Origin of the sequence: Ruoffia sp. FAM 26255, from assembly GCF_045528525.1 — a bacterium.
GTDB lineage: Bacteria > Bacillota > Bacilli > Lactobacillales > Aerococcaceae > Ruoffia > Ruoffia tabacinasalis.
Window position 1 is genome coordinate 58,489 of sequence record NZ_JBGQQX010000002.1, and the last position, 22,637, is coordinate 81,125.

Genomic DNA, 22,637 nt, shown 5'->3' on the forward strand with positions numbered 1-22,637 from the left:
TTTTATGTGTTACAGTTGCAAAGTCTCCTATTCGTTATCCTTTTGAAGTCATAAATCGTTTTTGAATAATTGGCACCAGTGTCGGCTCCAGCACTAAAAAGAAGGCCACATTCCCAGCCGCATGCATTAAATCAAATGAAATCCCTTGGGCATAATAAACCCAGAAATTAACGGCACCAAACATTTGTGATGAAAATAGTGAAATAACAAACCCGTAAATTAATCCAGTCGCTCCAGCGAACAGCGCAAAGATTACTCTTCGCGCACTCTGATGGTCCTTTAATCGATTGTATAAAGCCTTTAGCGCACTTGTAAGTAACACAATGATGCCATAGGCCATAATTTGATAAAGTGTCCAAGGACCCATTCCAAGTAGCATATTCGAAATGACCATCGAAGTGATGGCTACTAGGAGTCCATCCAAAGTTCCCATCGTTAAAGTAATAATTATTAAAATCACTGTGACAGGTTGTACATTGGGTATAAATTGAAAGGCAATTCGCCCAATATGACACAGGGCTGTTAGTAAGGCCAATACTGCTAGACGCTTAACTGTGAAGTACTTACTCATCCTTCGAAGGCTTCAAGTTTCCACTCAACTAAGTCACCGTCTGATAACTCTAATTCAGCCGCTCCAACTTCAGCCATCTCTCCGTTTAAGTCAAACAACCAGTATTTCCCCGCCTCTTCATCTTGTTCATGTCCGTTAATTGCAGAGATAAAGCCGTCAGCTTCTTCAAGTTCATAATGCTCTTTCATAACATCTAACAGAATCGCATCTTCTTCAACTTCTAGAACTTGTTCGCCTTCGTCAATTTCTTCTCCATCAACTGTTACTGACACAGTCACCTCTGCTAATACCGCTTGTTCACTTGATTCAACCGGTGTTGAAGCCGTTTCTTCTGTTTGTGTCGTTTCACCACAACCAACTAATACTAAAGTTGACGCTAATAATAGTAACCATTTTTTCATTCTAAATGCCTCCCATATGATTTTGTGACAGATGACAGTATTCACTTCAACTATTTGGAGGGAAAAGCATGGGTTTATTCGAATGGATCGGATATCACTCACTATTTTGCCTCGAAATAGTATGTCGGATAAGTATGCTTGAATAAAGACCTGACTCCATGCCTTTCGCATGATTACAGTGGCGGGACCGTCTCGGAATTTAACCGAACTTCCATATTCAAACTACTTTAAATTTGTATCTATCTCTCTTTATAATAATTATTAATGAAGGACAATGCAAGTTAATTGTCAGTAAAAATAATTGGTCAAATGATGAATTGAGTATTATAATCTTTATATTCGCATTTTTTGATTGCAAATTTTTAGACGAAGGAGTTAATTGATTGGACAATTTTATGATCGGATTCAATGCAGTCATGCCAATGATGCTTTACATGGCTTTAGGTCAGTTTTTTACACGCGCAGGTTTCATTAAACAAGACGCTTATGCTCAGTTTAATAAAGCGATTTTTTCTATTTTACTGCCATTGAATTTATTCTCAAATGTTTATAATACGAATATTGCGACGGATTTTAATGGGTTAACTTTATCTTTTAACATTATTTTTGCTATTGTTGCATTTATTATTTTGGCTTTTATTGTACCTATTTTCGAAAAATCAAATGCAAAACGAGGGGTCATTCTTCAAGGTTCGATTCGTTCAAACGCGATTTTATTCGGTTTACCAATGGGAATAGCTTTACTCGGTCAAGAAAATTTAGGGATGGTAACGATTGTTCTAGCAACCATTGTGCCTTTAAATAATATCTTCTCTGTAATTGCTTTTTCAATTTATACTGATGAGAAATTCTCATTGAAACGAACAATTAAACAAGTATTGACTAACCCAATGGTTATCTTTACTTGCGCAGGGGTAATTGTTGCAGTATTAGGATTCAAGTTCCCTAATGTGATTGAAACGACGATGGGAAATTTAACACGTATGACGCCGCCGCTTGCACTCATTGTTATGGGTGGAACGTTTAACTTTGGTAAACTAAAGGATGCTGACTGGTCTCTTTACGGAACTGTTCTTGCACGATTAGTAATTATTCCTACGATTGCCTTATTTATTGCAGGTGGTTTATTAGACTTTCGTGGAGCTGACTTAATATCAGTCTTAATCGCGACGGCTGGACCAACGGCTGTATCTAGTTATGCTCAAGCAGTTGTCGCCGGCGGTGATGGCGATTTAGCAAACCAAATTGTTGTCTTCGCAACGGTCGCTTCAATGTTCTCGCTTGTTGTGTTTATTATGATTTTAAAGAATTTAGCTTATTTCTAATACGATGGGCTATCAAGGAAACACCAGACTTTTCTGAAGTTTGGTGTTTTTTATGCTTTTTGGATCTTAAGACAAATGGACTTGCGGTTCGTCTTTAGTTGAGCTAACTCAAGACAAATGGACTTGCGGTTCGTCTTTAGTTGAGCTAACTCAAGACAAATGGACTCGCCGTTTGGCTTTAGTTGAGCTAACTCAAGACAAATGGATTCGCCGTTCGTCTTTAGTTGAGCTAACTCAAGACAAATGGATTCCCCGTTTGCCTTTAGTTGAGCTAACTCAAGACAAATGGACTTGCTGTTTGGCTCTTGTCACAGAAAAAAATCGTGTCAGCGAGATTCCTCTCACCGACACGATTCATCTGTATTATTTAGAACGGTTATTGATATTGATTGCTCCTTGGCGGCCACCAATGGTGATGTTATCACCTAGTTTGATATCTCCACTTAGCATCATTTCACTTAACTCGTCTTCTATTTGTTTTTGAATTGCGCGACGGATTGGTCTTGCTCCATATTCTGGATCGAAGCCAGCGTCAGCAATAATTTCTAGAGCTGTCTCTGTTACACGGGCTTCAATCTCAAGATCATGTAGACGGTTGATGATATCTTGCGCTTGTAATTTAACAATCTCTTTAATTTGATCTTTAGATAATGGGTGGAAGACAATAATTTCGTCAATACGGTTAATGAATTCTGGACGGAATCCACGTTTTACTTCTTCCATAACGCGTGCTTCCATTGCCTTGAAGTCATCTGTATAGTCCACAGCACCGAATCCGACTGATTTGTCATCACGAAGAGCTGTTGCTCCCATGTTCGAAGTCATGATGATAATTGTGTTACGGAAGTCGACACGACGCCCTTTACCATCTGTCATATGACCATCATCAAATACTTGTAATAACATGTTAAATACATCTGGATGGGCTTTTTCAACCTCATCTAAGAGAATCACACTGTAAGGTTTTTGACGAACTTGCTCAGTCAATTGACCTGCTTCATCATAACCAACGTATCCTGGAGGTGAACCTACTAAACGAGACACACTGTGTTTTTCCATGTATTCAGACATATCCACACGGATCATATTGTCCTCGCTACCAAAGATAGATGAAGCTAAAGATTTCGCTAATTCTGTCTTACCTACCCCAGTTGGGCCTAAGAACATAAATGACCCAATTGGTCGTTTAGGACTCTTCAAGCCACTGTATGCGCGGCGGATCGCTTTAGATACTGATACAACAGCATCATCTTGACCGATAACACGTTCATGCAACTCTTCTTCTAAGTGAACAAGACGTTTTGATTCGGCAGCATCTAATTGTTTTACTGGGATACCTGTTGAAATAGTAATTACTTCTGCGATATCTTCAGGACCCACTTTAAGAATTGCTTCACCTTCACCCTTATCTTTGCTTTCTGCTTTCGCAGCTGCTTCGATTTGAGTTTCAACTTTTTGTTCTTCTTCACGGATTTTGGCTGCAGTGTCAAAATCACGGGCTAAGATAGCTTTTTCTTTTTTATCGGATAATTCGCCTAATTTTTTCTCAAGGTCGCTTAAGTTTGTACTGTGCGTCGTTGCATCAATACGTACTTTAGCTGAGGCCTCATCAATTAAATCAACGGCTTTATCTGGTAAGCGACGTTCAGTTAAGTAACGTGTACTTAATTTAACCGCTGCTTCGACCGCTTCATCAGTAATTTCTACATTGTGGTGTTTTTCGTAACGTTCTTTAAGTCCATGAATAATTTGAACAGACTCTTGTTGAGTTGGCTCATCGATTTGAACTTTAGAGAAACGACGTTCTAAGGCTGCATCTTTTTCAATGTGTTTTTGATATTCATCTAAAGTAGTTGCACCAATGATTTGAATTTCTCCACGAGCTAATGCTGGTTTCAGGATGTTTGCTGCGTCAACAGCACCTTCGGCTGATCCTGCCCCAATTAATGTATGTAACTCATCAATGAAGAGAATTGTATTACCATCTTCAGTAATTTCTTCAATGATTTTCTTCATACGTTCTTCGAATTCACCACGGTATTTCGTTCCCGCAACAAGTGAACCCATATCTAACATCATTAAACGTTTGTTAGCAATGTTTTCAGCCACTCCACCAGATACAATACGTTCTGCTAGACCTTCGGCGATTGCCGTTTTACCAACACCAGGCTCCCCAACTAATACGGGGTTATTTTTTGAACGGCGACTAACAATTTGTATGATACGACGGATTTCATTCGCACGTCCAACCACTGGATCTAACTTCCCGTCACGCGCTAATTGTGTTAAGTCACGTGCAAGTGAATCTAAAGTTGGTGTTGTCGAACTTGTCGCTCCATTTTGTTGCTGTTGTTGTTTTTGACGTCCACGACGGCCATTTTGAACGCGTCCTGTTGAATCGTTCACACCAACCATTTCGTAGATTGTTTTTCTTAATTCATTTAAGTCGATACCTAAGTTCTTTAGTAGAACTGTTGCTAAGATTTCTTCTTTTAACATGCCTAGTAATAAATGCTCTGTTCCAACTTTTGGCACACCTAAACGTTTCGCATCATTCGATGCATTCATAATAATTTTCTTCGCACGTGGTGAGTATGGAATAACAATATCCCCTTGCATACGTGGAGCATTCACTTTACCGTGAATAATTTCTAATTCAGTTAGTAACGTTTGGTAATCTGCACCCATGCCACGTAAAGCTTTTCCAGCAATACCTGACTCTTCACGAGCTAGACCTAATAAGATATGTTCTGTGCCTACAGCCTGATGTCTTAAGTAATACGCTTGCTCAGCAGCAAAAATCATTACTTGGCGAGCACTTTCAGTAAATAATTCTTCAAACATACTTTCACCTCTTTATTTATATGTAATTCGTAATTGTTCTAAAAACTTCGACAGAATCAAAGCTCTTGCTTCTTGTTCATGTAACGAGATTGTTTGTAGTAATGCTTTATCAATCACTGATAGTATTAATGCGCCTTCTCGTTCTGTCATTATACTATGGTTGACTAATGTTTCAATAATATTGATTGCACTGCGGTGATTTATACGCGGTCCTATCATTTGGATCATATCGTCAAGGGCGTCGATTTCATCAACTAACTCAACTTTTAGAATCCGTATATAGCCCCCACCACCTCGTTTACTTTCTACCATATAGCCATGTTCTTGAGTAAAGCGTGTATTAATAACATAGTTAATCTGTGAAGGTACACAATCAAATTGTTCTGCAATATCACTTCGTTTGATTTCAATTCTTTCACTATTTTTCAAAAAGCTTTTTAAATAAGCTTCAATAATATCCGACATATTTCTTTGTGCCACTATGATCCCCCTTCCACTAACATTGACTATCTTTGACTATTATATAATAAAAAAACTTTCTCGACAACTATTCAGTTTAAGGAAAGAGGACTTTAATGAAGTGAGTGTGTGTCTTCTGACCTTCTTTGACCATTATAGCATATCTATTAAAAAATCAACATTTTGAATTGAAAAAGAGCCCTAAATCTATCTTAGATAGACATCAGGGCTCCATTTTGTTTAAATATCTTGAATATCTTCTGGTGTCAATATTTTATGACGGAGGGCTTCAAAGGGTTTCAATCTTAAGCCTTCTTCTTCATATTCATTCATTAGAGAACGCTCTTTGGCTTCTTCCCGAATCTGTTTACGGTAGCTTATATCCAAACTAAATAGTTTATAGATTGTTGCAAAGACCGGTACCCCAAGTAAAATCCCTGAAATTCCGAACAAGCCCCCACCGACAGTTACCGCTGCTAAGACCCACATACCTGGAAGGCCGATTGAATCACCGACCACACGCGGATAGATCAAATCTCCTTCGAGTTGTTGAACAACAATAACGAAAATGAGATAGATTAATGCATTAATTGGCGATACGGCAAATTGAATAATCACACCAACAAAGCCGGCTAGAAAGGCACCTACTAAAGGAATAAACGCTAAAGCTCCTTGCAAGGCTCCGAGCATGGCTGCATATGGCATTTGGATGGCCCAAAGTCCAAGCGATACGATGAAGCCTAGAATAAAAGCCTCAATGACCGTTCCTGTAATATAGTTGGAAAAGACATCGTCAGTCACATTCAAGATGTTCTTAACAATTCTTACTTGCTCATCACTCAAATATGAAATCAGGATATCATTGAAATTTTTACCCAGCTTTTCTTTCGACACTAAAATATAAAGGGCAAACATCACTGACAATACAAAGGTTGTCACAGCTGAAGCTGAACTAGATAAAAGTGATACAGAAGACTCCGCTACACCTCGAAGCAGTCGGTTTCCAATCTCAGCAAAACTAGACATCACACTACTCCAATTAAAGTCCACTTGTTCTATTAAATCATTAAACATCGGAATAAGATGCTGTTGCTCTTCAACCCAAGTTTGTAAGGAATCTGTCACTGTTGGTACAGCCTCAACTAAAGTAATAACAGCCGTTACAAGTTGCGGAACAACTAAACCAATGATTCCCGCAACGACTAAAGTAATGACTAAAATTGAAAGTACAATCGCCAGCGGACGGCGAGTGTGTTGCAACCATTTTTTATCCGTATTGGGATACAATCTTTTCTCAAACTGGTTCATGAGTAAGTTCAAAACGTAAGCCATCATTCCCCCTAAGACAACTGGGAAAGCAACTTGCCAAACAACTCCAAAGGCACTTGCTACTTGTGACCAATTGAAAATAATTAAAATAATAACCGCAATAAATAATATCTTTGCTATAAATTGCTTCTCAAGTTTAAAATGATTCAAAAAAACACCTCTCTCTTAGTTATAGAATAGGCTAAGAGAGAGGTGTAGTCAATTAAATTTGTTTATTGTTTCTAGTCTTTATTAGACAGCATTATTATGTGTTTCGCTTGCTGTTTTAGCACCAGCATGTCCAGCAAAAGCTGTAATAAACATCGCTACTAAAAGTCCAACAAAGATATACAATGAGTATTTAGATGTTTGGTTAGAGACATCTTCAGCAACTTGTGCACTTTCAGCAAAAGCTTGTTCAGCTTGTACTTGTAAGTCTTCAACTGCTGTTTGTGCATCATTCAATGCTTGTTCAGCTTCTTGACTTGCTTGTCCATAAGCTTCTTGGATATTCGTTACTGCTTCTTCTGCTTCTTGTTCAGATAAATCAGTATTATTTGAGATTGCTTCAGTTAAAGCATCTTCATCTAATTCTTGACCGATTTCGTCAATACGACCTTGGATATTGCTAGTTACGTTCTCAATCTCTTGTTGTGGATCTTGTCCATTAACAACAATATTATAACCTGCTGTGGATACATCATCCATTGTCGCTTGAACTTGATTATCTAAGTAATCAGGTTGTAATTGTTCAATTTCAGTATCTTCTAATACATCTGTCACAGTTTGTTCTAAATCTTGTGAATCAACATTGATTTCTTGAGCGATTGAATCAAATGCCTCTTGAGATAATGATCCAACAGTATCAGCTGTTCCTGAGATTGCATCTCCTGCAGCTTGTCCCGTATAGCCTAAAACTGTTCCTAAAGAATTAAATGCCATACCAACTGCGGATGTCATTAAAGTAAACATCACAATGACACTGACTGCCCAAGTTAAGAAACCATGGATAAAACCCGCTCGATTAGCTGTAATCCCTGTTACATAACCAGCGACTGCTAGCGATACGATTAATGCGATAATGATCCAAATAACTAAACCAATCCCGACACCATCTAATGGGTTTTGGCTTGTAAAATCAGGTACGCCAAAGCCAACCGCTGCTCCAATTAGGGAGAATAAAATACTAATCGCCACGAACGTTACAACTCCAGCGAAAATCGCACGCCAAGACATGTTATTACCCGCTTTTTCATTAATTCCATCTAATATATATTTCTTCATCTTCTTCACTCCTACTTCATAATTATTACATAAATAATCATATTACATTTAGATGACAAGGTCAATTATAACAGCTTGAATACAGCAACTACCTTCATTCTGTTTATTGAATATTGCAACAATATATATATGCATAAGGCATAATATTGTTTCGATTACATGATAGTTTAAGCCTGTCAAATCCGTGTTATACTATAGCAAAGAGGTGAGTAAAATGATTGAAACAATGCTCGGTGATATTACTCAAGTCGATCAAGTAGATGCGATTGTTAATGCTGCCAACCATAGCCTTCTGGGCAGAGGTGGTGTCGATGGTGCGATTCATCGCGCGGCCGGCCAAAACTTTTAGAAGAAACTCGAACACTTGGCGGTTGTCAAACAGGCGAAGCAAAAATTTCTCAAGCTTACCATCTCCCCGTCGAACATATTATTCACACCGTTGGCCCTGTCTAGAATGGTGGTTACTCTAACGAAGCGAATTTGTTAGAAAGTTGTTACCGACAATCTTTACTACTAGCCATGGAACATGGTATTCGCAAAGTCGCTTTTCCTTCAATTTCAACGGGTGTTTATCACTTCCCTGTGAATCTAGCTGCAGAGATTGCAATTTCGACAGTTAAAGAAGTGATGAACGAACACCCAGATGCGTTTGATTTAATTATTTGGATGCCATTTGATTCAGACACTAAGAAAGCATACGATGTCGCGCTTAAGAATGCTTAACAAGAAACTCCCGCTTCAAGCTAGATTGAGGCTGGAGTTTATTATTCTTCGATTTTTAACTGATAGCCGGCTAAAAAGCTCGCTTCAAAATTTCCCTTTCCACGTAAGTATATTTTTCCAAACTCATCAATTAACCCATGAAACTCTTTAGCTTCCCATGTTGTAAACTGCTTATCTAAAGAGACTATCTTTCGCATCGCCCTGTAGTTATCCATCCCTGATACACCTAATTCTGTATATAGTTTTTGAGCGTATTTATCCGAGACAAACACCGGTTGTTCAAAGACATAAAGTAAAAGGACATCTGCTGTCTCATCGCCAACTCCATGTAATTTTAATAACTCTTGGCGCAAATTAATTTCATATTTTTCTGTAATTGCTTCTAGATTGTTATCGTGCTCTTGAAACCAATTTAATACCGAATGGACCGCTTTACTTTTATTTTTAAAGAAGCCGGCGGGTCGAACTAAGTCTTCTAATGTTTCTAAAGGTAAATTTAAGATGGCTTGTGGGTTAAATTGCGTGGCGCTTCCGATATTGTTAACCGCACGTTTTGCGTTCGCTGCATTGGTATTTTGTATCATGATGGCGCCAATGATAATCTCAACTTTTGAGTCAGCTGGCCACCACCCTGTTTCACCCATGTCATTGAGTAAAAGCTTAAATAATTCATATTGATCAATTGTCTTCATGTGCGCGCTCGCCTCACTTTCAAAATGATTGTATCAAATAAACACCCAAACACTAAGCAGAATACTTAGGTTTGGGTGTCATTTTATTGATGTATAATTCGATAATAGACTTGTGAAGTAATGAGGTAGAACAGTAAGTAAACGACAACAAAGATGGCTAAAACTGATCCATAACCGATCATAAAGGTTGTTATGTTATTGACGGCTAATAGCCCTAGTAAATTAAACATTATTTTTGATGCAAAGAGCGAATGAATGACTGCGATCATAATTGGCAGTGCAAAAATCCAAAAGATTTGTGATCGAATCGTTTGTTTAATTAAATGATCAGGCAAGCCAACTTTTCGCATAATTTGGAATTTACCTTGGTCTTGGTAACCTTCAGATACTTGTTTAAAGTATAACATTAAGACCGTTCCAATAATTAGAACTGTTCCGACGATAATTCCTAAGAATAATAAGCCCCCATTCATCGTATATAATTCTTGCGAGGTTGTTGTTCTTGTTACGACTCGAACTACACCCAAGTCCCCTTGATCAAAGATTGTATCGGTTGAGATCGCTGCTTCAATACTTTCACGAGCAGAATCATCAACGGCATTGAACACCATCGTCTGTTCTAATAGTGCTTCAGAACGCTCTCCCGTACTGATATAATTCGGGAAGGTTGATAGTAAACTTTCGACCTCTTCTATGGTTGGAAACACGACATAAGCAATTTGTCCGATGTAGTTTAAAGGCATGTAACTAGAACTGATTTGTTGAACCTGATATTCCTTGTCAGCAAATTGTAGTGTATCATCTTGTTCTTGTTGAATATTTGCAGTTGTCGTTGTAAACAACACTTCATCTGGCTCTAGGTGAATATTTTCTCCATTGAGCTGGTTAAAATCCTCTAAAGGAACGCCAATGATGTAGGCAAAATCAGTTGGTAAGAGTTCCTCACCCTCAGTTGTTTCACTAGGAGCTGGCATTGGTTGGAAAGATTTGTTTTGATAAATAGCCGTGACAAAGGCACTTCGAGATAGACTCACATCTTTAATATCACCGTGCGTTTGTAATTCTTCCATGATATTTGTTAAAGCTACTTCCGCATTTTCCGGACTCGCGCCATCGGCGTATTGCATGTACCGCAATTCAATATCATGTGTCGACATTTGCTCCACTTGATCTTCCATACCTATATAAAGAGTTAAAGTCGTTCCGAGAGTTAACACAATCCCTGTACATAAGACCGCAATTCCAGCTAAGCTTGTCGCGTTCGCTTTCATACGATATAACATCCCTGATATCGATAGAAAATGTGTCGGCTGGTAATAATATTTTTTATTCCTTTTCATTCGTTTTAAGAAAATAATACTTAAACTTGTTAAGAGCGCGTAAGTTCCGATAATCACTAGGAAGATCGCTATGAACACTTTTAACAGCGCGTCTAAAACATCTGTCGTTGTCAGTGCTACATAATAACCGGCGACTAAAGTGATTAAACCAATCAAAAGGATGAACCAACGAGATTTCGGTTCAGCTTCTCCCGCATGCGTTTGGCTTAATAATTCAGATGGGTTCAATCTCGCCAAGCGGATACTATTAATTAAGAAGATAATAAATGTGATACCACCAATAATAATGATTGTTCCAATCGCCGCTAAAGGACTAAATGGATAATCCATTAAGTCAGCACCAGTATCTTGAATTAATCTGTTTAAGACGATAAACATCACATTTCCTAAAGCATAACCAACCCCAATGGATGCAAGGCTACCAATCACCCAAGTTAATAGTTGTTCAAAGAGGATGACGCTTCGGATATGCTTGTCTTCTAAACCTAAAACGGTATATAAGGCAAACTCCATTCGCCGTTGTCTTTGAATAAAATTATTGGCATACAGAATGAAAATAACTGCCAGTAAGGACGTAAAGAACACACCCATCAGGATGATTGTTGGCAATGTGGCATGTCGTGACTGCACATACTCATTGGTAATCAATGAAATCATAATAAAATCTAAGGACATTATTAAGACTAACGCAAGAAAATATGGAAAGTAAACGGTCCGGCGTTTGACTATTCCTTGAACAGTCAATTTAGTTAATAATGAAAGTGGCATCTTACACACCTCGATCCGCAAGCATGGTTAAACTTTGTGAAATACGCTCATTAAAGTTTTGATTCGTTTCCTGTCCGCGGTATAACTCGTGATATACGACCCCATCTTTAATAAATAGAACGCGATTGGCGTAAGACGCTGCTTGAATTGAGTGTGTCACCATTAAAATCGTATTTCCTAAGTGATTTAATTCATTGAATAAGCCTAATATTTGCTCAGACGATTTTGAATCAAGTGCTCCTGTAGGCTCATCTGCCAGTAATAAAGGTGGATTAGTAATAATTGCTCTTGCAATGGCAACGCGTTGGCGTTGTCCTCCTGAGATTTCGTAGGGGTATTTTTCTAATAAATCTTGAATTCCTAATATTGGCGCAATCTCAGCGAGGCGGCGCTCCATTTCATTAATATTGGCATTTGATAACACCATCGGTAGTAATATATTGTCTTTATTTGAGAAAGTATCTAATACGTTAAAGTCTTGAAAGACGAAGCCTAGCTGCTCACGTCTAAATTCAGCCACTTTATTTTTCTTAATATTCGCAATATTTGTCCCTTTTAAATGAACGGTTCCTTGAGATGGTTTATCAAAAGTGGCGATAATATTCAGTAAAGTTGATTTCCCTGAACCTGATTCCCCCATAATTGCCACAAACTCACCTTCGTTTACACCAAAATCAATTTGTTGCAAGGCTGTCGTTTGGTTGCCTCGTGTCTTATATACTTTTTTTACATTTTTTACATCTAATAACATGATTTTCCTCCATTATTTTGTCTATTCGCTAATCTCTGTTATAAGTATATGCGACCGCGTGACATCTAGCCTTTAACTAACATTACAAAAAAGGAGCCTAACCTTACACTTTTGAAAGATTAGGACGTTTGATTAAATTGGATCGTAAATTGTGTCTCCTGACCAAATGTCGACTCCACGGAAACTGGTTGAGTCAAGCGTCTGGCAACGAGCTCAACTAAGTACAAGCCTAAGCCACTCGACTTTTGATTCAACTGTCCATTAAAGCCTGAATACCCCTTATCAAAAATCTTTGGCAGATCCTCTGCTTTTATTCCTCTACCACTATCTTTAATTGTTAAGGTGGCGTTTTGGGAATCATAAGAAATCCAGATTTCCTTTTGTTTCGCGTATTTTAGTGCATTATTTAAAATTTGTTCAATCATTAGACTCGTTAAATTCGCTTCAGTGACGACCTCAGCTTCAATTGGTTGGTAATGCAGTCGAATCCCATGTTGAATGAATTGCAGACTGTATTTTCTAATGAGTGGGGTGATAATATCATCCAGTTTTCGTTCTGAGAAAACCATGTCTGTCGCGGGGTTCGAGAGTTTTAAATAATTTAACGCCATATTTGTATAATTTTCAATGGAGACCATTTCCTGTCTTAAATTGCGTATGGTTGCGTCGTCAGGATTTTTAAGTATTAGTTGGCTGGCTGTAATCGGCGTCTTCATCTGGTGCACCCACATAATAAAGTATTCTTCTAATTCGTTTTGTCTCATAACACTGGCGTCTTGCAGGTCAATGAGTTCCTCTTGAAGTTGCTCTACCTTAGTTTCGAGGCGCACCTCTTCTCTAAATGAGAGGATTTGATAGCCTAAAAATACTGACATGATAATTGTTAAATTCCAAAATAATACCCAAAATACATCCATGGGGAGCGAGAAGAGTAGAAATACAAACCAAATGACAAGATGCAGTAATATAAACACTGATAGCAGGCCCCAATTCTGATTAAGAAAGCGTCCCATCATAAGGACTCACCTTCTGCATTTAATCGGTAGCCGTAATTTTTCTTGGTCTCAATGAACGAATCTAATTGGATGGCTCGCAGTTTCTTCCGGATACGGGTCATGTTTACTGCTAAAGTGTTGTCATCGATGAATTGATTATTCTGCCAGCAGTAATCTAGAATTGCTTCCCGGCTTACATACTCGCCCTTGTGCTGGAATAAAGCTGTCAGTATTTGTAATTCTGTAAAGGTTAAGCTTGCCTCGGCGTTCTTGTAGGTGATGCGTGATTTAGCCACATCTAGAATGGCACCTTCGTATTCGAAAGCATCGGACTGGACAGAGAAATCATAGGTGCGACGTAAGAGTGCTTGAATTTTGCTGACGGTAAATTGGGTGTCGATGGGTTTGGGAATGTAATCGTCGGCGCCCATCTGCATTGCCATAATCATATCCATGCGATCTGATACAGACGAGATGAAAATAATTGGCACGTCTGATTCTTTACGTATTTCGCCACACCAATAATAGCCGTTATAATATGGTAGATTCACGTCTAGGAGGATTAAGTGAGGTTGACTTTTTCTAAAAGCTTCTATTATATGTTCAAAATTCTCAACAATATCCACCTCGAATTGCCAGCGTTCTAAAACCTTGCCCAACTCGCGCGCAATTGTTAAATCATCCTCAATAATCATAACCTTCAATTGTCACCACCTCTTTCTATATAAATCGGCATTTGATAAACTTTGCCAGTGTTAACTTGTTCTGAGTTTCTTATACAAATAATACCACAAATCTTAATGTGTACACATTGGACTCAAGAAGGAGGCGGGCAGGTGTAGGCGAGTGGGGACACGAAAAAACACGAAGTTATGGAGGACTTCGTGTTTTTGGGGGTGGTGGTATGTGGATTCACCAGTTCAGAAGTGTGAGCTACCGAAGTTGGTCTGGATTCGCCAGTTCAAGAGTGTAAGCTAGCGAAGTTGGTCTGGATTCGCCAGTTCAAGAGTGTGAGCTAGCGAAGTTGGCTTGGATTCACCAGTTCAAGCAAACAAGCTGGCGAATCCAAGTCCCCCATATTATTCCCCACCAAATGTATGTAACAACTGAATAATATGCTCTACACCTTGATAGTAATCTTCAACCCGAATATTCTCATTTGGTGCATGTGCGCCAGACTCGACCCAACCTGTTCCAGCACCTAAGATAGGTACATTTAGGTATTTTCCGAACCCATACATCGGCCCTGTTCCTGCAGAATTTAATTCTAAGATGACATTCTCTTCTCCGTAAACTTCTTTGGCAGAGTTTATCACTTGTTCTGTGAATGGATCGGATATATCCGTTCTAAATGGCTTCACTCCAGTTAATAACTCCAAGTCAACATCTTTAAAGCCATGATTATCAAAGTGCTTGCGCAACACATCATAAACCGTTTTAGGTTCATAGCCTGGAACAAGTCGCACATCAATTTTCGCCATCGCTTTACGTGGTAGGACCGTCTTCGTCCCTTGACCCGTATAACCTGATAACAAGCCACTAATTGTCATCGTTGGATAAAGAATTAATGCCTCTTGGGCAGAATAATCTAAGCCATCCGTAATTAAAGGCTGCTTTAATCCATAAGTATCTATCGTTGCGGCTTCATTATAAGGAAATGCTGCAACACTCGCCTTCTCAACGTCGGTTGGTTCTGTGCGCATTTCTTTGAATCCATCAACCGTAATATTATTATCCGCATCACGCAAAGTTGCTAAAGCATGGACTAAACGCCAAGCCCCATTATCAATCACCGCAGCTTGTGAAGAGTGAATATCAATATCCGCACTGACAACGGATGCTTCGAAGTAGGCAATCCCTTTAACCCCCGCACTAATTACCATTCGCTCTTCGCTATCTTTACTGCCCGATTCCCAAATACAGGCATCTGCGCTGAACTTATCTGCATAATTCTCTAAATACTTGTCAATATTAGGACTTCCAATCTCTTCCTCACCTTCAACAAAGAACTTTACATTACAAGGTAAGCCGCCTTCAGTATCTTGAATGGCCTTAACCGCGACAATCCGCGACATAAAGTTCGCCTTATTGTCAGACACACCACGAGCAACAATTTTGCCATCAACAACCGTTGGTTCAAAAGGATTTGTCTTCCATTCATCAATTGGATCTTCTGGTTGAACGTCGTAATGGTTGTAGAATAGTAATGTCTTGTCACTATTGCCATTAGCGCCGGCTTTGAAATAGCCGTAAACGACAGGATGCCCCCCTAGATCTCCTAGAATTTCACTCTCACCACCAGCTTCAATAATAGTATCTCTAACAAAATTGGCAGTCTCAGGAATTTCACGACCTTGCGCTGAGACGGTCTCATAGCGCAAGTACGTAAATAAGTCCTCCATATATTTGTCTGCGTAATCTTTTGCGATTGCTTTATAATCTACTGTCATAATTATTACTCACCTTTCTATATGTCTTGACTATTCAGTTATTGTAACTTCCTTCAATTGTACATCAACCATACCATCTACGAACAAGTTATTCATACGCTCACTCTTAACTTGCGGGTTACTGTAGTAGTAGATTGGAATAAATGGCATCTCATCCATTAGAATGCGTTCTGCTTCTATATACATCTCATGTTGCACAGCTTCATCTTCTTCAAACAATACTTTATCGAGAATTTCTTGATACTCGGCATTCTCCCAACCCGTTCTGTTCTGGCCTGTATCTGCTGAATAGTAATGTTCTAGAAAAGCATAAGCTGAGTTAAAGTCAACGGTTGGTCCGATGCGTCCGATTTGGTAATTCAATTGATTCATACTTTCAAAATGAACATTAATCTCAGCTGTTTCAATCGTTGCTTGAACACCTAGTTCACGTTCCCACTCACTTTGTATAAATTGCGCTACTGCCAAATGTGAATCATTATCGTTCGTTTGAATAACAATGGGCATAGCGGCCGTATCATCATAACCCAACTCTTCCATACCTTGAGCTAAGTAGTCACGCGCTATATCATAATCTGCATCTTCAAAGTATCCACGGTCTTCTTCAAAGCCAGCAACAGTTGGTGCAATGCCACCTTTAGCTGGCGTTTGCTCTCCTTTTACGACATTATCAATCAATTCTTGACGGTTAATCGCTAGTGACAAGGCACGACGAATATTGACATTCGACATAATCTCATCCGTTGTATTCATCTTGTACATATAGGTTGCACCGATCTCAGTCACATCCAAGTCACCATTCGCACGATAACTATCAATCGCATCAGCAGGAATGGTATTGAACGGAATACCAATAAAGTCCAATTCACCACTTTCAAAACTCATGTTCGCTGTCATTGAATCTTCAATAATACGTACATAAACCCCATCTAAATCAACATTATCAACATCCCAATAGCCTTCGTTCTTCTTTAGCGTATAGTCCCCGTTATGATTCCACTCAACAAAGTTAAATGGCCCATTCGATACAAACTGCTCACCAGCTTCCGTTGCCCAAGAAGGGTTTTCTTCAACGGTCGCTTGATGTACCGGCATCATCGTTGTTTGACGCGCCGTTAATTCAATAAAGTATGGTGCAGGTTCAGTCAATGTCACTTCAAATGTCTCCTCATCCACGGCATTGACCTTCACATCTTCTTCGGACCCTTCACCCATAAAGTAAGCTTCTGCCCCTTCGATAATGAACATCTTAGACGCATTCGCTGCTGCCGTCTCAGGGTTAATGATTCGTTTCCATGCATATTCAAAGTCGTTCGCCGTTACCGGATCCCCATTAGTCCACTGAATCCCTTCACGAAGATGGAATGTATACGTCTTACCGTCTTCACTCACATCCCATGATTCTGCCATTGCCGGTACGATCTCACCGTCATTCGTTGGACGAGTCAAACCTTCCAAAATGTTCTTAATCATTGGCATGGAATAAGAATCTGTTACAAAAGCTGGATCCATAACTGGATCTGAAGCAACGGATAAGTTCAAAACTTTATCTTCCTGGGCTTCTCCTGTAACATTTGAGGTAAATTGATTGTAAACTTGAAATCCAATTACTGCGACAATCATCATCACAATAATTTTTTTAATATGTTTCATATGTTGTATCCTCCTAAAATTTATAAAAACAAAAAACCTGCTAAGAATGACGAAAATCTTAGCAGGTTCAAAGATACAACACAGCGTCCCATGTTATCTAAACTTAATATTCCCGCATAAGATTTTCGTCCTATGCGGCTACATGCTTAATTAGCACACCACATAGAACCTGAGTAATAATGCTGCGTCTAATAATAAGCTATTTAATTGTAATGAGTTTAGATTATTCATGAGTAGGCTCCTTCGCTTTATTTGTAACTAGTATAAATGATGATTAATTAGAAAACAACCTTTTTATCTCATTTATTTTTAATTAACTAATTTAGGTTGAAACAAAATTGCCTTATGCCCTTGTTAAATCAATACAAAGGAGAATATTTTAATTTTATAAAATTAAAAACACTCTCATCATTAGAATCCAATCTAATAATGAGAGTGCCTTCTATAACTCTTTTAGCATAATATAATCCACTTGCGCATCGTCTCCCATAATGAAAGTATGCTCACTAACTCGTTGGAAGCCCATCTTCTTATAGAAAGCTAAGGCATTATAATTATGCTCCCAGACCCCTAACCAAATACCAGTTCGGTTAAGTTCTTTTGCTCGAGCATGAGCGAATTCCAACAGTTCTCTTCCATAGCCTTTACGCTTATGCTGTGGTAGTACATAAATTCGTTCTACCTCTAATGCTAGCGGATTATCTTTCTCTGATTGCGCATCATCAATATTCAGCTTTAAGTAGCCAACGACCAAGTCTGAATCCTTCAGAAAATAAAAATCTGTACCAACCTGGTTGATTTCAGACGTTAGTTGCTCAATAGAGTAGGCCCGTTCTAAATATTCATTTAAATTCTCTTCGGTATTTTGGTCTTTGAATGTATCAACAAACGTTTCAATACTAATATCGCGTAATTGTTCAACATCACTTGGTTTGCATTTTATCAGTTCTGCCATCTTTATCACCTCGTTACATAATACTCACTCATTAATTATAACAAAAAATCCTCCATCCTTAACATATTTCCTAAGAATGAAGGTTATTATACTATACTTATTCCGCCAACTGTTCGGTTGGCTTCTTCACAAGGAAAATTATTACTCTGTCTCTACAAATTCAATTGTCAGCGCAAATACATCCTTTACGCCTTCCACATCGAACTCTGGGTTCTCATAATCAGAATTGATTTCTTCGTAATTTAAAGAGTACATATGATTAGAGTCTGCTAAAATAAGGATTGTTAATGGCTCTCGATTATTAGCTTCTATCTCAATAGTATCTTTCCAATCGCCTAATAAAGATTCTCTGCTATTCTCTCTCTCAATACGATTAGGCAAACTTGAAGAAAGAAATTCATAAGTATTTAATGTGCCATCCTCTGATCGAATACCTATACGAATAAAATCCTCAAGATTGATCGCCACCTGTAAATTACCGCCATCATGTTTTTCATTTATTAATTCCATCGCCTGCCAATTTCCATCATTTTGTAATTTTTCCCATCGTATAATATATGATGAATTTGAGTTTTCATAATCGATTGAATAGAAATTAGTTTGTCTTAAGCGAAGTAAAGAAAATATCTCTTGCTGTTCATCGGTTAACTTAACAAGTTCGCCCAATCCATCAGCTGAAACTTGAATAGAACTAATAGAAATAATCAATAAAAATATAACAAATGATAATAGATATTTATTTTTCATACTTTTTAGCCCCTTGTACCTCTAAGCCCTTAATTGTCATTCAACTTATGTAATTATTTTGTAAATATAATGTCCATTGCGGGACATGCTTAATTAGCACACCACATAGAACCTGAGTAATAATGCTGCGTCTAATAATAAGCTATTTAATTGTAATGAGTTTAGATTATTCATGAGTAGGCTCCTTTGCTTTTATTTGAGATTAGTATAAATGATTATAAATTAAAAACAACCTTTTTATCTCATTTATTTCTAATTAATTTATTTGAGGCGCACTTCAATATCACGTAAATGTTGATATAACAGCACAAAAAGCCCTGTCTTGATATCAGAGAATACTAAAACACCCTTATCATTAGAATTTATTCTAATAATCAGGGTGCCTTCTATAATTTTTTCAACATAATGGAATCCATCTGCGCGTCGTATCCCATATAGAACGTGTGCTCACCAACCCGTTGGTAGCCCATCTTCTCATAGAAAGCTAACGCATTATAATTATGTTCCCACACCCCTATCCAAATTCCAGTTCAGTTAAGTTCCTTTGCACGAGCGTGAGCGAATTCCAGTAGCTGGTTCCCATAGCCTTTACGCTTATGCTGAGGGAGTACATAAATTCGGTCCAATTACACCTTTAAGTCTTCTTCGGTATTTTGGTCTTTGAATGTATCAATAAACATTTTAATGCTAATAACTTGTAACTGTTCAACATCACTTATCTTGCATTGAATAAGCTCTGTCATCTTTATCGCCTTGGTCTGTTTATTATACTAAAATGATGTATTGAGCTGACTATTCATTACTCAATAATTGTTCTTTCACAAATCTTGCGTATGAAGCGTGCGTTTTAAGTAATTCTGAATGAGTTCCACTTCCAGTTACTTTTTTATTATCAATAAAATAAATATTATCCGCATCCATAATCGTTGAGAGGCGATGCGCAACAACAATCGTCGTTTTTGAACCCATTAATCTTTGTAAACTCTGATTGATTTGATACTCCGCATCCGCATCTAAGTTTGACGTCGCTTCATCTAGCAAGAGGATTGGTGTGTCTCTTAGGACAGCTCGAGCAATATGTATTCTTTGCTTTTGTCCACCTGAAAGTCTTGACCCTGCTTCCCCTACCACCGTTTCTAGCCCATCATGCAGCTTTGCTATCGTTTCTTCTAGATGAGCGAATCGAATTGCGTACTGAATTTGATTTTCACTTGGAGAGTAATCTAAACCAAATACTAAATTTTCTCTTATAGTTCCACTGAGAATTGAAATATCTTGAGATACAATGGAGATGTTGTCGCGCCAATCAGATAGTTTAAAAGAATCAATCTCATTCTCTTTTGAGATAATCTTACCATTTTTAATGGGATAAAATTGCATTAATAGATTTAATATTGTTGACTTCCCTCCACCAGAAGGACCTACAATCGCAGTCTTCTCTCCTTCTTTAAAAGTCATGCTAACACCTTCCAAAATGGGCATTAGGTTTAATTCATCAGAATATATTGATTTCATATTCACAATTAATTCCTCTGAATTCGTGTTTATCTTTGGATAACCAAATGATACATCTATAAAATTAATTTCTCCGTAATTGAATAGTTTGCCTTCATCCAGATTTTCTACCTCAATATCTTGTATTTTCGATAGCTTCTGTATGGCCCCTTCCATCTTCCCTTTTTGGGCAAAAAAACCTGAAAAAGATCCTAAAGGATTAATTAATTGAAATAAATAAATTAAAAATGAAATTAAAGTTCCTACTGATAGAGTTCCCTGGTTAACCCTTAGACCGCCATAACTGAAGATTAAGGCAATTGAACCAAATATAAGAAGTAACCCAATAGGTTGTACAACTGCATATAGTGTAGTGTTTTTTGATGAAATATGCCTTAAGTCTTCAGTATAACCTTGAACTTCCTTGTATGCGAATTCCTCAGCTACACTACTCTTTATTAAAGACATATTTTGTAAATATTCTAAAATCAAGCTACTCAGTCTACTCAAAGAGTTTTGTTGTCGAATTGAGTAACGAGAACTTAATTTCGTTAAAGGAATCAAAGGAATTGCAACGAGTGGTAAAGATATTAGAAGTATGCTAGTTAATTGCCAGTCTAAAAACAGTAAAGCGATGAGTGTACCTACTACCGTCACAATACTTGAGATAAATGTTGGTAATGATTGTGTAATGAATTGTTGAATGTGATTAGTATCATTAATAATTCTATTCGCTAACTCACTAGGACTATTTAAATCAAAAAAAGCCTTTGGGGCGTGAAGTAATCTATTCATAAAACTATTTCGTATGTGCTTAATTTGATAATCTCCATCACGTGCCATCATTGTATGACCCACTGCTACCATAATTGCTTGAAGAATAAATAAAATAATAGTTAAAACAATCGGCGATAGAAAGTTGATTAAGCGAACTTCCTCCACCAATGCACTTACAGATATCGGTATCAACACGCCAACAATACTTGAAAGAAAAATAATTATTAAACTTATAATCAGTATGGGCGTGGCTTTTATAATTCGCTTTTTCATTTAATCTACTCCTTCATTAATTGCTGTAAGATGGGATTGTAATGCTTATATAATTCTTTCTCTTGGGAATTGAGTGAATAATCTGGATTAAATATCAAAAGGGAATGTAATAAATTAATCAAAAAAATTAAGTCTGTGTGTGAAAGAACAAAATAAGCAATGATTAAGGTTTTTAATATATCCTCTAACTCATTTCTAAATAATTGATCAATAATAATTGCTTTTACTACATGATTACATGATTTTAAACAACTTAATTGCTTCAAGGTTAATTCATCAAACCTACTAAGATTATATAAAAAAGAAGAAATGACTTCTCCTCTAAAACCCTCAAGTACTTGTATTGCACTTTTCGGGGATAACATATATTCATTCACTGATAAATATTCTTTAATTCTCTGTTTATTACTTATAATTGTATCTGGAGTCAATTTTCAATAACCTCTTTCAGTAATTTACCTACAAGAGTTGTATGATAAACATAATCAAACTGTTCTTTATGATTGGTAAAGTTTTGCTTACTCATTGTTGTAGGATATATAAATCCGTCTTTTGCTTGATTGTCTTTAATTGCGCCAATTGTAAAATTAAGCTAGACAACTAAAACAGCCATTTGTGGTACACTCAACTTGTAATTCCGACCAAAGAATACAAAGGAGTGACCACAAATGACCTACACCCATCTTACCACGGATGAACTGGTGATGATAGAATCATATTACCACCAACATATTCCGGTCTCGACCATTGCCAGTCGTTTAAAACGTTCTAGAACACCCATTTATAACGTCATCAACTTCTTAAAAGAGGGCCATACCGCCATTGAG

At 37.7% G+C, this 22,637-nt stretch carries 19 protein-coding genes, 2 pseudogenes and 1 riboswitch; of the genes and pseudogenes, 3 read left to right on the top strand and 18 right to left on the bottom strand.

The annotated features are described in order from the left end of the window. Positions 1-34: 34 nt before the first annotated feature. Complete coding sequence (locus ACEN31_RS00800; protein ID WP_407108310.1) at positions 35-571, bottom strand: ECF transporter S component; 537 nt, start codon at positions 569-571, stop codon at positions 35-37. Then, entirely contained in the window at positions 568-972 is a 405-nt protein-coding gene (locus ACEN31_RS00805) for a DUF4430 domain-containing protein (protein WP_407108311.1), read from the bottom strand. Before ACEN31_RS00805 ends, ACEN31_RS00800 begins: the two co-directional genes overlap by 4 nt. Before the next feature lie 91 nt (positions 973-1,063). Further along, positions 1,064-1,212: riboswitch (adenosylcobalamin (AdoCbl) riboswitch) on the bottom strand. A gap of 143 nt (positions 1,213-1,355) precedes the next feature. Here ACEN31_RS00805 and ACEN31_RS00810 point away from each other — a divergent pair. Continuing rightward, the gene (locus ACEN31_RS00810; RefSeq protein WP_407108312.1) at positions 1,356-2,297 is read left to right on the top strand and encodes an AEC family transporter; all 942 of its coding nucleotides are present in this window, start codon (positions 1,356-1,358) and stop codon (positions 2,295-2,297) included. A 363-nt stretch (positions 2,298-2,660) separates the two neighbouring features. Here the strand turns inward: ACEN31_RS00810 and ACEN31_RS00815 are convergent, their stop codons facing one another. The 4 genes from ACEN31_RS00815 to ACEN31_RS00830 form a co-directional block, all read right to left on the bottom strand. Next, positions 2,661-5,141, bottom strand: coding sequence for an ATP-dependent Clp protease ATP-binding subunit (locus ACEN31_RS00815; protein WP_407108313.1), 2,481 nt, complete (start codon positions 5,139-5,141; stop codon positions 2,661-2,663). A 12-nt stretch (positions 5,142-5,153) separates the two neighbouring features. Continuing rightward, positions 5,154-5,621 carry a CtsR family transcriptional regulator gene (locus ACEN31_RS00820; protein ID WP_197103169.1) on the bottom strand — a complete coding sequence of 156 codons (468 nt, stop codon included), beginning with the start codon at positions 5,619-5,621 and terminating at the stop codon, positions 5,154-5,156. Positions 5,622-5,840: 219 nt separating this feature from the next. Next, entirely contained in the window at positions 5,841-7,079 is a 1,239-nt protein-coding gene (locus ACEN31_RS00825) for an AI-2E family transporter (RefSeq protein WP_407090608.1), read from the bottom strand. An 81-nt stretch (positions 7,080-7,160) separates the two neighbouring features. Beyond that, entirely contained in the window at positions 7,161-8,192 is a 1,032-nt protein-coding gene (locus tag ACEN31_RS00830) for a hypothetical protein (protein WP_407090607.1), read from the bottom strand. A gap of 214 nt (positions 8,193-8,406) precedes the next feature. Between ACEN31_RS00830 and ACEN31_RS00835 the strand changes: the two are divergent. After that, positions 8,407-8,915 (top strand): annotated as a pseudogene (locus tag ACEN31_RS00835) (macro domain-containing protein). Positions 8,916-8,956: 41 nt separating this feature from the next. Here ACEN31_RS00835 and ACEN31_RS00840 read toward each other — a convergent pair. The 12 genes from ACEN31_RS00840 to ACEN31_RS00895 all read right to left on the bottom strand — a co-directional run bounded on the left by ACEN31_RS00840 (position 8,957) and on the right by ACEN31_RS00895 (position 22,241). Continuing rightward, the gene (locus ACEN31_RS00840) at positions 8,957-9,607 is read right to left on the bottom strand and encodes an endonuclease III domain-containing protein (protein WP_407090606.1); all 651 of its coding nucleotides are present in this window, start codon (positions 9,605-9,607) and stop codon (positions 8,957-8,959) included. An 83-nt stretch (positions 9,608-9,690) separates the two neighbouring features. Beyond that, positions 9,691-11,715, bottom strand: a complete 2,025-nt coding sequence (locus ACEN31_RS00845) for an FtsX-like permease family protein (protein ID WP_407090605.1) — start codon at positions 11,713-11,715, stop codon at positions 9,691-9,693. A gap of 1 nt (position 11,716) precedes the next feature. Beyond that, a complete protein-coding gene (locus ACEN31_RS00850) occupies positions 11,717-12,466 on the bottom strand; it encodes an ABC transporter ATP-binding protein (RefSeq protein ID WP_407090604.1) in 750 nt (249 codons plus the stop codon). Between the two features lie 119 nt (positions 12,467-12,585). Further along, a complete protein-coding gene (locus tag ACEN31_RS00855; RefSeq protein ID WP_407094768.1) occupies positions 12,586-13,341 on the bottom strand; it encodes a sensor histidine kinase in 756 nt (251 codons plus the stop codon). A 137-nt stretch (positions 13,342-13,478) separates the two neighbouring features. Then, complete coding sequence (locus tag ACEN31_RS00860; RefSeq protein WP_407108315.1) at positions 13,479-14,156, bottom strand: response regulator transcription factor; 678 nt, start codon at positions 14,154-14,156, stop codon at positions 13,479-13,481. Between the two features lie 384 nt (positions 14,157-14,540). Further along, the gene (locus tag ACEN31_RS00865) at positions 14,541-15,911 is read right to left on the bottom strand and encodes a M20/M25/M40 family metallo-hydrolase (RefSeq protein WP_407090923.1); all 1,371 of its coding nucleotides are present in this window, start codon (positions 15,909-15,911) and stop codon (positions 14,541-14,543) included. A gap of 30 nt (positions 15,912-15,941) precedes the next feature. Next, positions 15,942-17,564 carry a peptide ABC transporter substrate-binding protein gene (locus ACEN31_RS00870; RefSeq protein ID WP_407090924.1) on the bottom strand — a complete coding sequence of 541 codons (1,623 nt, stop codon included), beginning with the start codon at positions 17,562-17,564 and terminating at the stop codon, positions 15,942-15,944. Between the two features lie 442 nt (positions 17,565-18,006). Next, on the bottom strand, positions 18,007-18,519 hold the full coding sequence (locus ACEN31_RS00875) for a GNAT family N-acetyltransferase (RefSeq protein ID WP_407090925.1): 513 nt from the start codon (positions 18,517-18,519) through the stop codon (positions 18,007-18,009). 141 nt (positions 18,520-18,660) lie between these two features. Next, positions 18,661-19,266, bottom strand: a complete 606-nt coding sequence (locus tag ACEN31_RS00880) for a hypothetical protein (protein WP_407090926.1) — start codon at positions 19,264-19,266, stop codon at positions 18,661-18,663. Positions 19,267-19,796: 530 nt separating this feature from the next. Beyond that, entirely contained in the window at positions 19,797-19,892 is a 96-nt protein-coding gene (locus ACEN31_RS00885) for a GNAT family N-acetyltransferase (RefSeq protein ID WP_138405341.1), read from the bottom strand. A 166-nt stretch (positions 19,893-20,058) separates the two neighbouring features. Continuing rightward, a complete protein-coding gene (locus ACEN31_RS00890) occupies positions 20,059-21,810 on the bottom strand; it encodes an ABC transporter ATP-binding protein (RefSeq protein WP_407090781.1) in 1,752 nt (583 codons plus the stop codon). A 5-nt stretch (positions 21,811-21,815) separates the two neighbouring features. Then, positions 21,816-22,241 carry a hypothetical protein gene (locus tag ACEN31_RS00895; RefSeq protein WP_138405343.1) on the bottom strand — a complete coding sequence of 142 codons (426 nt, stop codon included), beginning with the start codon at positions 22,239-22,241 and terminating at the stop codon, positions 21,816-21,818. 237 nt (positions 22,242-22,478) lie between these two features. On the opposite strand from ACEN31_RS00895, the pseudogene ACEN31_RS00900 reads away from it, so the two are divergent. After that, positions 22,479-22,637, top strand: a pseudogene (locus tag ACEN31_RS00900) (IS30 family transposase); the annotation flags it as partial.

What these genes read in the sequence shown, in the direction of transcription:
- ACEN31_RS00800 (WP_407108310.1), bottom strand. Translation starts at nt 571, where the DNA reads ATGAGTAAGTACTTCACAGTTAAGCGTCTAGCAGTATTGGCCTTACTA.
- ACEN31_RS00805 (WP_407108311.1), bottom strand. Translation starts at nt 972, where the DNA reads ATGAAAAAATGGTTACTATTATTAGCGTCAACTTTAGTATTAGTTGGT.
- ACEN31_RS00815 (WP_407108313.1), bottom strand. Translation starts at nt 5,141, where the DNA reads ATGTTTGAAGAATTATTTACTGAAAGTGCTCGCCAAGTAATGATTTTT.
- ACEN31_RS00830 (WP_407090607.1), bottom strand. Translation starts at nt 8,192, where the DNA reads ATGAAGAAATATATATTAGATGGAATTAATGAAAAAGCGGGTAATAAC.
- ACEN31_RS00840 (WP_407090606.1), bottom strand. Translation starts at nt 9,607, where the DNA reads ATGAAGACAATTGATCAATATGAATTATTTAAGCTTTTACTCAATGAC.
- ACEN31_RS00845 (WP_407090605.1), bottom strand. Translation starts at nt 11,715, where the DNA reads ATGCCACTTTCATTATTAACTAAATTGACTGTTCAAGGAATAGTCAAA.
- ACEN31_RS00850 (WP_407090604.1), bottom strand. Translation starts at nt 12,466, where the DNA reads ATGTTATTAGATGTAAAAAATGTAAAAAAAGTATATAAGACACGAGGC.
- ACEN31_RS00855 (WP_407094768.1), bottom strand. Translation starts at nt 13,341, where the DNA reads ATGTCAGTATTTTTAGGCTATCAAATCCTCTCATTTAGAGAAGAGGTG.
- ACEN31_RS00860 (WP_407108315.1), bottom strand. Translation starts at nt 14,156, where the DNA reads ATGATTATTGAGGATGATTTAACAATTGCGCGCGAGTTGGGCAAGGTT.
- ACEN31_RS00865 (WP_407090923.1), bottom strand. Translation starts at nt 15,911, where the DNA reads ATGACAGTAGATTATAAAGCAATCGCAAAAGATTACGCAGACAAATAT.
- ACEN31_RS00870 (WP_407090924.1), bottom strand. Translation starts at nt 17,564, where the DNA reads ATGAAACATATTAAAAAAATTATTGTGATGATGATTGTCGCAGTAATT.
- ACEN31_RS00875 (WP_407090925.1), bottom strand. Translation starts at nt 18,519, where the DNA reads ATGGCAGAACTGATAAAATGCAAACCAAGTGATGTTGAACAATTACGC.
- ACEN31_RS00880 (WP_407090926.1), bottom strand. Translation starts at nt 19,266, where the DNA reads ATGAAAAATAAATATCTATTATCATTTGTTATATTTTTATTGATTATT.
- ACEN31_RS00890 (WP_407090781.1), bottom strand. Translation starts at nt 21,810, where the DNA reads ATGAAAAAGCGAATTATAAAAGCCACGCCCATACTGATTATAAGTTTA.